Annotated in this window: 9 protein-coding genes; 5 read left to right on the top strand and 4 right to left on the bottom strand. The window is 38.7% G+C overall.

The features are described from left to right. Nucleotides 1-361 precede the first annotated feature (361 nt). Together ACOVQ4_RS09390 and ACOVQ4_RS09385 are read left to right on the top strand one after the other, a co-directional pair. Nucleotides 362-2,197, top strand: a complete 1,836-nt coding sequence (locus tag ACOVQ4_RS09390) for a family 16 glycoside hydrolase (protein ID WP_421820395.1) — start codon at nucleotides 362-364, stop codon at nucleotides 2,195-2,197. A 54-nt stretch (nucleotides 2,198-2,251) separates the two neighbouring features. Continuing rightward, a complete protein-coding gene (locus ACOVQ4_RS09385) occupies nucleotides 2,252-4,171 on the top strand; it encodes an auracyanin family protein (RefSeq protein WP_421820394.1) in 1,920 nt (639 codons plus the stop codon). A gap of 83 nt (nucleotides 4,172-4,254) precedes the next feature. Here ACOVQ4_RS09385 and ACOVQ4_RS09380 read toward each other — a convergent pair whose 3' ends face one another. The 4 genes from ACOVQ4_RS09380 to ACOVQ4_RS09365 all read right to left on the bottom strand — a co-directional run bounded on the left by ACOVQ4_RS09380 (nucleotide 4,255) and on the right by ACOVQ4_RS09365 (nucleotide 8,310). Beyond that, nucleotides 4,255-4,599: a hypothetical protein gene (locus tag ACOVQ4_RS09380; protein ID WP_421820393.1), complete on the bottom strand. Its 345-nt coding sequence runs from the start codon at nucleotides 4,597-4,599 to the stop codon at nucleotides 4,255-4,257. A 58-nt stretch (nucleotides 4,600-4,657) separates the two neighbouring features. Continuing rightward, complete coding sequence (locus tag ACOVQ4_RS09375; RefSeq protein ID WP_283345288.1) at nucleotides 4,658-5,068, bottom strand: hypothetical protein; 411 nt, start codon at nucleotides 5,066-5,068, stop codon at nucleotides 4,658-4,660. Between the two features lie 539 nt (nucleotides 5,069-5,607). Continuing rightward, the gene (locus ACOVQ4_RS09370; RefSeq protein WP_421820392.1) at nucleotides 5,608-6,114 is read right to left on the bottom strand and encodes a SixA phosphatase family protein; all 507 of its coding nucleotides are present in this window, start codon (nucleotides 6,112-6,114) and stop codon (nucleotides 5,608-5,610) included. A 90-nt stretch (nucleotides 6,115-6,204) separates the two neighbouring features. After that, a complete protein-coding gene (locus tag ACOVQ4_RS09365; protein WP_421820391.1) occupies nucleotides 6,205-8,310 on the bottom strand; it encodes a prolyl oligopeptidase family serine peptidase in 2,106 nt (701 codons plus the stop codon). A gap of 319 nt (nucleotides 8,311-8,629) precedes the next feature. Here ACOVQ4_RS09365 and ACOVQ4_RS09360 point away from each other — a divergent pair, with 319 nt between their 5' ends. From ACOVQ4_RS09360 to ACOVQ4_RS09350, 3 genes are all read left to right on the top strand, one after another. Then, nucleotides 8,630-8,827 (top strand): winged helix-turn-helix transcriptional regulator, encoded by a 198-nt coding sequence (locus ACOVQ4_RS09360; RefSeq protein ID WP_421820390.1) that lies wholly within the window; start codon nucleotides 8,630-8,632, stop codon nucleotides 8,825-8,827. A 170-nt stretch (nucleotides 8,828-8,997) separates the two neighbouring features. Continuing rightward, entirely contained in the window at nucleotides 8,998-10,038 is a 1,041-nt protein-coding gene (locus ACOVQ4_RS09355; protein ID WP_421820389.1) for a sensor histidine kinase, read from the top strand. 323 nt (nucleotides 10,039-10,361) lie between these two features. Further along, nucleotides 10,362-11,101: LytR/AlgR family response regulator transcription factor (locus ACOVQ4_RS09350; protein ID WP_421820388.1), on the top strand; the 740-nt coding region annotated here is incomplete at its 3' end.

The raw sequence follows: 11,101 nt of genomic DNA, 5'->3' as shown, positions 1-11,101 counted from the left end.
GCATTTTTCCCAAAGCCCACCGCCGAAAGCCGATACCTGAAAGCTTAAAGCACAAGCTTAAACTTTATGCAAAAGGTCTTTACCACTTCCTAAAAAATTCCTTTTATTATTCCGTTTACGGCTTGATACCTAAAGCCTATCACCTGAAAAATTAAGTATATTTTTTCTTGAAAATATTCAAATTTAAACTAAACGTATTTATCTTTACAATATAGAACAGTGTAGAACTCTGTAAATCTATTCATATATTTGATTATTTGAAAAACATAAATAAAAATCCAACAATCCTCAATTGTTAAAATGCCCAAAAGCTTGCGCTTTTTGTGCCTTAAACTAACAAGCAAAACTACTATCCACCCTAATGTTGAAGCGACTCTTTTTTCTCCTATTTCCAGTTTCGGTGTATGCACAAACCGAAATACCGCTCAATGATTTGAGCCAATTCCAAAAACCTAGCGCCAACTGGTCTATCGAAGGACAAATCGTAGGAACACCGCAAGGCGAAGCACTTGTCACAAGTCCAGGAAAAGGTATTTTGGTAAATACCCTAAAGGCAGCCAAATACCAACGTACCGATGATTTGGTATTTGCCTTGGAACATGGTGACATTCGTTTGTCAATGGATTATATGATTCCGAAAGGTTCAAATTCGGGGATTTATTTACAAAGCCGTTACGAAGTCCAAATTTTAGACAGCTGGCTAAAGCTTCGTCCAAGCGATGGCGATGCAGGTGCCATTTACCACCGTTGGGACGAATCGCGTGGCGCAGGAAAAGAAGGTTATGAAGGACATCCTCCACGCCAAAATGCTATCAAAGCTCCAGGGTTATGGAACCACATCGAGATTGATTTCCAAGCGCCAAAGTTTGATGCTAATGGCAAAAAAATTGCCAACGCTAAGTTTGTCAAAATCACACTAAATGGTGTTCTTCTTCACGAAAATGTAGAGCTTTTAGGGGTAACTCGTGGTGCTGTTTCGACGCAAGAAACAAGCAAAGCGCCATTGATGATTCAAGGAGACCATGGACAAGTTGCTTTCAAAAACATTCGTTATGAGGTTTTTGATAAACCATTAGTACAAATAGGTACTGCCGAATATGCCTATTACAAAGGCAAATTGGCGGATTTGAAGGTAAAAGACCAAAAACCTGAAGTAACAGGAACCACCAAAGAACCATCTATGAAACTGGCAGAAGCAAAATCTGACTTTTTGTTGAGATTTGATGGAACTATCACCATTCCTGAAAAAGATACCTATACATTCACAACCAACTGGACAGGAACAGGCGCATTGTTGGTAGACAACGATACGATAACTACAGGTAGTCACTGGTACAACGAAGATGTACAAGGCAAGAGAACCTTAACGGCTGGGGTTCATAAATATACCTTGTTTTATGCTAAAGACTTCGGTTGGGGTCCCAAAAGCCTCGGATGCTTTGTTGAGCGTGTAGGTACACATCGTCAGTCTATCACCGAGCGTACCTCCTTGCCAGAACCAGAAGCTACGCCATTGGTAGAAATCACGATTGACCAAGAACCAAAACTACAGCGTTCATTTGTAGTTTATAACAATCGTAAAAAAACGCATGCAATTAGTGTAGGCTTGCCAGGAGGATTAAACTTCTCTTATGACCTCAATCAAGGAGGTTTCTTGGAATGTTGGAGAGGAAAATTCTTGGATGCAACACAAATGTGGCACGACCGCGGCGAACCTCAAACTGCCGCGCCAATGGGAGTAGCAGTACAATCAAATGGTAAATTCCCGCTAGCATTTATTGCGAGTGCCAATGCCTCTTTTCCAGATTCTTTGAATAAAAATGAATTGAAATACAAAGGTTACCAACTCGTAAAACAAGAAAATGGCGTGGCATATCCTGTATTTATGTACGAATACAATGGTTTGTCTATTAAAGACCAAACGATTTCTTCAACGAAAAACGAAGGCTTGGTTCGCCGTTTACAAATCGGAGGCAATGCCATCAGCTCACAGCCATTGTATGCGCTTGTGGCAGAAGGCGAGGCTATTAAGAATGTTGGTAAAAATTTGTATGCCATCAATAACCAAACGTATTATGTAGAGCTTCTGGGCGAAACTGCCAATCAGCAAGCTGTTGTTCGTCAGTCAAATGGCAAAACCCAATTATTGATTCCTGTGAGTGGATTAAAAGAGGTAAGTTATCAAGTTACTTTCTAAGCAATCATCGTATTCACAGATTTTTCAACATTTCTATTTAAGCATTCAAGATTTATGAAAAGATATTATCATTTACTCCTCAGCCTCGGACTCTTGGGACTTGGAGCATCTTCGGGAGTAGCACAAAACAAACCAAAGCCTTTATCAGAAGAAGATTTTTATGAAATAAAAACTGTTTCCATTCCTGATGGTATTCGCCTAGAAGCGGGTGGCTTGGCACCAATGCCCGACGGTCGCTTGGGTGTTTGTACGCGTCGTGGTGAAGTCTGGATTATCGAAAATCCTTACCAAACCAACGGTACAAAGCCAAGTTACAAACTGTTTGCAAGCGGTTTGCACGAGTCTTTGGGCTTGGCCTATCGTGACGGTTCTTTTTACTGTACACAACGTGGTGAATTGACCAAATTGACCGATACCGACGGTGACGACAAAGCTGACTTATACGAAAATGTAGCCAATTGGGACTTATCTGGCAACTATCACGAATATTCTTATGGTCCTGTTTTTGATAAAAACGGCGATATGTATCTTACTTTCAACGTAGCATGGGTAGGTTATGGAGAAGGTAAACTAGCCAAATGGCGTGGCTGGTTGGTAAAAGTAACCAAAGAGGGTAAATTAGAGCCAGTTGCTACAGGATTACGCTCTCCAGCAGGTTTTACGGTAAACTCTAATGGAGATGTTTTATTCGGAGAAAACCAAGGAGACTGGGTTGGTTCAGGACGTATCACCCATCTCGAAAAAGGCGATTTTGCAGGAAATGCAGGAGGTTTATATTGGACAAAAGAACCTGATTCTCCTTTAAAATTAACCAAAGAAGACCTTCCAGATACTGGCGAGCCAATGTACGAAGCTGCCAAGAAAGTAAAGGCTTTGAAATTACCAGCAGTTTGGTTCCCTCATGCAATCATGGGTATTTCTACTGCCGATATGATTGAGGATGAAACTAATGGTAAGTTTGGCCCCTTCCAAGGACAATACATAGTGTTTGACCAAGGACAGTCAAAAGCCATGCGTATGAGTTTGGAGAAAGTCAATGGCAAATACCAAGGTGCTTGTTACCCATTCCGTGAGGGTTTTCAATCAGGTACGGTACGTGCACGTTGGGGTAACGATGGCTCTATTTTCGTCGGGATGACTTCACGCGGGTGGGGTTCTACTGGTAAAGATTTATATGGCCTACAGCGCTTGGTTTGGAATGGTCGTTTGCCTTTCGAAATGAAAACCATTAGCGCAAGACCAGATGGTTTTGAGATTGAATTTACACAACCTATAGATGCTAAAACTGCCTCTAATGCGGCTAGCTATGAGCTAAAAAGCTTTACATACAAGTATCATCACAACTACGGTAGTCCGATTATCAACCAAGAAAAGACGCCATTGAAAGGAATTATTGTTTCGGCCGACCGTAAGAAAGTTCGTTTGGTGATAGACAATTTGCGTAAAGGATATATTCACGAAGTGCGCCCGTCGGGTATCTTAAATGATGAAGGACAACCTCTTTTGCATGAAGTAGGGTATTACACGCTCAACAATATTCCTGATGGCGAAGTGGCTCAGTTAACAGAATCTCAGAAAGTAAAAGCTAGCACCGCTCCAGCACCAAGCACAAGCACGCCAGCGAAAAAGACAACTCCTGTCAACGGTACTAAAAAAGTAGCAGATGCAGGTTTGATTGATAGCAAACAAGTGGCGGCTTTATTGAAAAAACATGCTTGTACAAGCTGTCATGCAGAAGCTACACGTGTGGTAGGGCCTCCATTTACAGAAATTGCGAAAAGAAATTATACTAATGAGCAAATTTTGGAATTAGTGTATCATCCAAAACCAGAAAACTGGCCAGATTACGCTACGGAAATGGCTTCGATGACACACGTGCCAAAGGCTGATGTACTAAAAATTGCGGCGTGGATTAACTCACTTGGCAAGAAGAAAGCTCAAGCAGATTTGAATAAATTGGAGAATCACGACTAAATAATGTAAAATGGTGAATTACGAATTGTGAATAATTTCTTTCATTCACAATTTATAATTCACCATTCTAAAATTAAACTTCACTACTCTCCTGCTACACCTTTACTGGTATCTCGGAGGGCGATGGTAGATTTTTTTACTTTCTTGGTATAAGGCATTTTGTAATTGATAGGCTCCGTCGACGAAGTTTTCTCTACTACTAAACCACTCTCTACCGTTTTGCTTCCTAAACTCTGCTTGTAATTCCTATTCGAAACTACCTGCTCGGTTTGTGTCATGTACTTTGCTTTTTTGGCGGCCGCAGCGGCCTTGTTTGGGTGCTTGTAGTTGCCAGTGTTGTAACCAGGGTCACCCGCTGGGATTTCTTGGGCGAGAGCTCCAAAGCTTGCCATCATTAACAAACTCGCCCCAAAAACTGATACTTTCATGATTCTATAAATTTTAATTGTATGTGATTTGTTTCAGAAAATTCACATCAAAAAAAACTTAAGCAGCCATTCCATAATCATCTACATCAAAACGTTTTTTGTATAACGCTCTAAAAGTAGGAACCATACCCAACATCTCGTCTAGTTTGTACTGAGCCTTGCGATAAGTATAGTTATTTTTATTAGATGCTACTAAGTTTCTGAAAAGATGAGACATCATATAGAGCTCTTGTTCGTGCATAGTAAAATCTAATATTTCATACATTAAGAAACCCTTCTGTCCATCTTCGCGTACCATAAATAGTACTAGGTAAAAATTCTCATCCTTTACAAATGAGATTACTTGGTTTTGGCTGAATTCTTTTGGCATATATCCAAAGTCAATCAAACAATCTAATATCTCTACCTCGTTTATGCTTGTATATAAATTAGGAGTCAAAAACTGATTTGCTTTCATCGTCGCTTCCATATCTTTCCTTATTTTATTGTGGTTTTATTTTGTTTCGTTTGTTGTTTCCGTAAGAATTACGACCGAAAGTTTACAATAAAAAAAATCAATGTCAAGTGACCCATTTTTTGACAAAAAGTTGATTTTTAGCCCTTTTTTGGATGATTTTAGCCTTTTTTTTCCTGTAAATACTACTTTTAAAATACTCTTTATCAACAAAAATCATTTTTTATTTCAAAACCAGTATTTTTTGAAAGCCCTCTCATCAAAAAAGATAAAAACTAAATTTTTCAAATATTTTTTTGCACTTTAATTTTAGAGAAGTTGATATTTAGCACCCTTTCAACTAAATTTTATTTCTTTTTTGAAAAAGTAGATATAAAAACAATTGTTATAGCAATTATTTTTATAAAAAACGACAAATGTAGGTATAATTGAGGGTATTTTAGCCAAAAATGGAATAAGCATTTTTACTTATAAATATTTTAATATTTTTTTGCACCAAACAAAAATCCCCTGCATAGTCTAGCTACACAGGGGACTTCTCAATGAGTATATGACTAATATTTACTGGCTTCAAACTTGAGCACCTTGCCTTTCTTTCTGCTAATAATATATAGATTGTCATACTCGGTATCTGGTAAAATTTTAGTTTCAAAATTTACCCCAAATTTTCGAATGATGTCAGGCACGGTATTACTATGACCAACAATCAAAACAGTCTTATTTTGAACACCTGCTTTTTCTAAATTGTCTGACAAAACAGCATCTTTGGCGCTATACCAAAGTGTATCTATTTGGTTTTTGATACGAAGCGAATCGGCAGTCTGTTGTACACGCAAATATTCGGTCACAAAGATTTTTTGAATACCTGCTTTTGCCAGTCGTTTATTTAATGCCCCAGCTCGTTGATGACCTTGAGCATTGAGTGGACGTACGCGGTCATTTCCCTGAAAAGCCACATCCTTTTCGGCATGACGAACCACATAAATCTTCTGGGTGGTCTGACAAGCCGTCAAACTCAACATTCCCAAAAATAGAGAAGCGAAAATGATTTTTGATAGCATAGTTTTATTGGAGGGGTTAGGCAAGAGGCACTAGGCAAGGAGTTTTTTTATTTTTCACTAGTGCCTCTTTGCCTAATCCCTATCCCCTCTTTATAATTTCTTCGGAACAAAGCCCATGTTATAAAACAAAAATGCGTAAATATCTGCTGTTTGTTCGATGCTTTTGGCAGTATTGCTTGCCCCGTGACCAGAGTTTACATCTACACGAATCAACAAAGGATTACTTGATACAGCCCCTGCTTTTGCTTGAAGCTCAGCAGTGTATTTGAATGAATGCGCTGGAACAACACGGTCGTCATGGTCGGCAGTCGTTACCATAGTGGCTGGGTATGCCACTGATTTGATATTATGCAAAGGAGAATATTGGTATAGATTTTTGAAATCAGTCGCATCGTCTGAGTTACCGTATTCAGGCGACCAGTTCCAGCCAATCGTAAATTTATGATAACGCAACATATCCATTACTCCCACTTGTGGGAATGCCACTTTACATAAATCTGGACGTTGATTAATTACTGCGCCTACCAACAAGCCTCCGTTTGAGCCTCCTCTTAGTGCCAAATGCTGATTGTCGCAATATTTCTGAGCAATTAGGTATTCGCCTGCGGCAATGAAATCATCAAATACATTTTGCTTTTTAAGCTTCATACCTGCCTCATGCCATTTTTCTCCATACTCAGCTCCACCACGAATATTTGCCAAAGCATATACTCCACCCTGCTCCAAGAAAGGAATTAAAGTAGCACTAAAAGCAGGCAACGAACTTACATTGAAACCTCCGTAGGCATATAACAACGTCGGGTTTTGGCTATCGAGTTGAAGTCCTTTTTTGTAGGTAATAAACATCGGCACTTTGGTTCCGTCTTTACTGGTATAAAAAATTTGCTTCGTTTCAAATGCTGAAGGATCAAAACTTAACTCTGGTTTGGTAAACACCGTACTTTTCTTGGTAGCAATATCATAACGGTATATTGTCGGAGGAAAAGTGAATGATGTGAAGGTATAAAACACGAACTTATCGTCGGCATTACCTCCAAAGCCTGAACAAGTGCCCAAGCCTGGCAATTTCACTTCGTTTTCTAATTTACCGTCCATCGCATGTACATATACCCGTGTGGTTACATCCTTGAGATAAGAAAGGAATAATTTTCCGCCCGCAGTACGAGCTCCCTGAAGCGGTTCAGCCTTTTCAGGAATAACTACTTTCCAAGATTTATTAGCAGGATTAAAACGAAGAATTTTAGAGTTTTGAGCATTTTCATTCGTTTCTATCAAAAACTCATCGCCAATATTGTCTATGACCGAGTAACTAAATTTATCCACTTCTGCTACAATAGGTTGGAAGGATTCCTGTCCTGCTTTTTTGTAGAAAAGCGCATTGCCTTCTTTGCCTTTACCTCGGTCAGAGACAATCAAAATGGCAAACTTTTCGTCTTCTGTTACTTGTAAATAATGGAAGCGTTGTAAGTTTTTCAAATCTTGATAAACCAATTGGTCGTCCGCCTGAGACGTTCCTACACGGTGAAACCACACTTGGTGATTTTCATTTTTGGCAGCCAATGCACTTCCTTCTGGCTTAGGATAACGGCTGTAATAAAAGCCATTGCCCTGCCAAGAAATTGTAGAAACCTTAATCCATTCAATTTTTTCGGACAAATTAGTTTTTGTAGCCAAGTCCATCACATAGCCATCTTGCCAGTCTGAACCACCTTTCGAAAGTGTATAGGCAGCGTATTTGCCATCTTTCGAAATCACAAAGCTTTGCAAACGAGTAGTACCGTCGGGCGATAATTGGTTGGGGTCAAGTACCACCTCAGGAGCACCATTCAACCCTTTTTGACGATACAACACTGATTGATTTTGTAAGCCATTGTTTTTGTAGAAATAAAACCATTCACCCTTGCGAGAAGGAGCCGAAAGCTTTTGGTAATTAAAAACTTGCTCGATACGTTTTTTGAGGGCGTTTCGGTAAGGGATTTTTTCAAGGTAGTCAAAAGTCAAGGTGTTTTGAGCTTTGACCCATTGTGCGGTTTCGGCAGAACGGTCATCTTCGAGCCAACGATACGGGTCGGCTACTTGTGTACCATGATAGTTGTCGACTTGATTAACTTTTGCTGTTTCGGGGTATTTCCACTGCGCCATACTTAACATTGGAGCTAGTACCAAGGCTGATACTAGCGAAAGGGATTTGTTCATTTTCGATGAAGAATTAGGTTTGTTGAATAAGCGTTTTTCGAAAATACGGATAAATTTTGAGTTTTGGATAGCGGTAGCTTAATTGTGAATGATGAATTAGTGCTGTACGAAGGATTCTAAAACTGTCTATTTCGGATATCGGATGTTGGATTTCGGAAATGTAAGCTTTTATGTTTTGTAAAAAATAAAGGGATTTTACTTGTAGAGACGTGGTACAATAAGAATTATCAATGAGTGCATCAGCTACGGTCTAGCTACTCCCATATTTAATTATGATTTTGCTAGTGTAACCCTCGAAATCAAACAAAAGGAAATAATTGTGTCGGAGAAAATGTCGGAGAAAGTTCTTAATCTAATTAATCTCAACCCTCATATTACTACAATAGCCTTAGCAAAGGAATTAGGAAAAAGCCAAAGAACTATTGAAAGAGCCATTAAAAGCTTGAAAACAGAAAACAAAATCGAAAGAGTTGGAGGCGATAACGGTGGTTATTGGAAACTTGTAGCCTTAGACTAACCTCGCAAATATATTTACACACCAATCCTCTACTTATAGCTTAATTAAAATGAGCATCTAATCCTTTTGTTGTCTCGAAAAAAAACATTTTCGTCGTTGAAATACAATACTTTACACTTCTCTTTTGGGAGAGAAGTGTAAAGTACTTATGTTTGTAGAAAAAACGAAGTGTGACTATTTCTATCAAAAATATCAACAAACAACATGTACTTTTCCATCTTATTGGGTGGATTTGTTTTTTGTCATTACCATATTTATTGAGAGGAACCACCCCAGACCCTCCCAAAATTAATCCTAACCTGCCTCCTCCCAACGCAAATGCCACTTTGTATTTTACGTTGTTGAGTATGCTCAATATTCCGTTTTTTTATCTCAATTCTCAATTCTTGATTCCAAAAATTTGGACAAAACGCAATAATGTCTGGTTATACATCATTGCGCTACTTGTGGCAATGACAACACTTTTCTACCTGAATGGCTTGGGAAAGGTATTATTGTTTGGCCCAAATGCAACAAGATTCCCTCGTTTGGGTACTATATTCCAAACCTTGTTTGTATTGGCAATTAGCACCAGCTACCGCATTATGGCCGATAATATCAGAAAAGAAGAAGTCCGTAAAGAACAAGAAAACGAAAGGCTTAAATCTGAGCTTTCGTTCTTGCGTTCTCAGATAAGTCCACATTTTATGTTCAATGTGCTCAATAGCATTGTCTCTTTGTCGAGGCGCAAGCCTGATATGGTCGAACCTGTGGTAATCAAACTTTCTGAGCTTATGCGTTATATGCTGTACGAATCGGAAGGTACCAAGGTTTTATTGAGTAAAGAAGTACAATATTTGCAAAGCTATATTGACTTACAAATGATTCGTTTTGGCGATGACGTAATCGTTTCTTTTCAAAAACCTGAGAAAGAATCAACTATCTTGCTCGAACCCATGCTCATTATTCCTTTTGTTGAAAATGCCTTCAAACATGGTATTGGTATGATTCTTAGCCCAGAGATTCATATTGCTATGGAAGTAGATGAGAAGGGATTGGTATTTTCGGTAAAAAATAAAATTAATCCCAAACCCGAAGCCAAAGATCATGCTTCTGGGATTGGACTCAGTAACGTAAAACGCCGCTTGGCGTTGTTGTATCCAGAACAACATCAACTCATCATCACCGAGGACGGTCATTGGTATGACGTTCGTCTACACATTCAGGTATAAGTCGGACAATTCTTGTATTTTAGCCTAATCTAGCTGTTGTTAGGCTATAAATGTATTGTGTCTAGGTCACACAAGGCTAATAAACTGCCGTACTTTTCATACTTTCGCATAGCCTAAGGCAACTCTTTTGGGCAACTAATAGTCTTAATGCTATAGGCAATAAGCTGTAAGCATTAGGCAAAAAGGTTTTTATTGTTTCATTCGAAATATTATTAACCCTTTGGTCTACAGCATAACGCTTAATGCCTAATGCAGGTAAAATTAATGTCATTTTGCCCATTAGCGTATTAGTTGCTTTTTGATTTTCAAATACTTCTCAAAATATGATAAAACTAAACTGTCTAGCGGTAGATGATGAGAACCTTGCCCTAGATTTACTGGAAGATAATATCAACAAAGTTCCCTTTCTAAACTTAGTAAAACGTTGTAAAAATGCCTTTGATGCGATTGAAACACTGCAAAATGAGTCAATTGACTTAGTTTTCTTAGATATTCAAATGCCAGGAATTACGGGAGTTCAATTCTTACAAAGTGTCAAAGAGCCGCCTATGGTCATTTTTATTACGGCTTATCAGCAATACGCTTTAGAGGGCTTTGATTTGGATGTGGTAGACTATCTGCTTAAACCTGTTTCTTTTGATAGATTCCTAAAAGCTGTAAACAAAGCTTACGATTTACATAACCTGAAATTAAAAAGCGCTCAGGTTGCAGAAGTTGAGGAAAAAGAAAAAGGATTGGTGTATGAAACAGATTCTATCTTTGTCAATGCCGACTATTCTTTGGTTAAGGTCAAAATCTCAGATGTTACCTACATTGAGGGGCTAAAGGATTATATCAAAATTCATTTGGAAGGCTCTACCAAGCCCATCGTGACTCGCATGACCATGAAGGCCATTGAAGAAAAACTCCCTGCTGAACATTTCTTCCGTATTCACAAGTCATATATCGTAGCCATGCCTAAAATTGAGTCTATCCGAAATCTCAAAATCAAAATAGGCAATATGCAAATACCTGTAAGTGAGCACTATTCAGAGGAATTTTTCAAAAGAATAGGGCAAAGCTA

The organism is Flectobacillus sp., from assembly GCF_049240685.1.
In the GTDB taxonomy this organism is placed as follows: domain Bacteria; phylum Bacteroidota; class Bacteroidia; order Cytophagales; family Spirosomataceae; genus Flectobacillus.
Note: the sequence above shows the minus strand (reverse complement) of the source record. Positions and strands in the feature narration are given on the sequence as shown.

Bases quoted from the DNA above. Each gene is read 5' to 3' on its own strand.
- ACOVQ4_RS09375 (WP_283345288.1), bottom strand. From the start codon at position 5,068: ATGGAAGCGACGATGAAAGCAAATCAGTTTTTGACTCCTAATTTATAT.
- ACOVQ4_RS09370 (WP_421820392.1), bottom strand. From the start codon at position 6,114: ATGCTATCAAAAATCATTTTCGCTTCTCTATTTTTGGGAATGTTGAGT.
- ACOVQ4_RS09365 (WP_421820391.1), bottom strand. From the start codon at position 8,310: ATGAACAAATCCCTTTCGCTAGTATCAGCCTTGGTACTAGCTCCAATG.
- ACOVQ4_RS09385 (WP_421820394.1), top strand. From the start codon at position 2,252: ATGAAAAGATATTATCATTTACTCCTCAGCCTCGGACTCTTGGGACTT.
- ACOVQ4_RS09390 (WP_421820395.1), top strand. From the start codon at position 362: ATGTTGAAGCGACTCTTTTTTCTCCTATTTCCAGTTTCGGTGTATGCA.
- ACOVQ4_RS09380 (WP_421820393.1), bottom strand. From the start codon at position 4,599: ATGAAAGTATCAGTTTTTGGGGCGAGTTTGTTAATGATGGCAAGCTTT.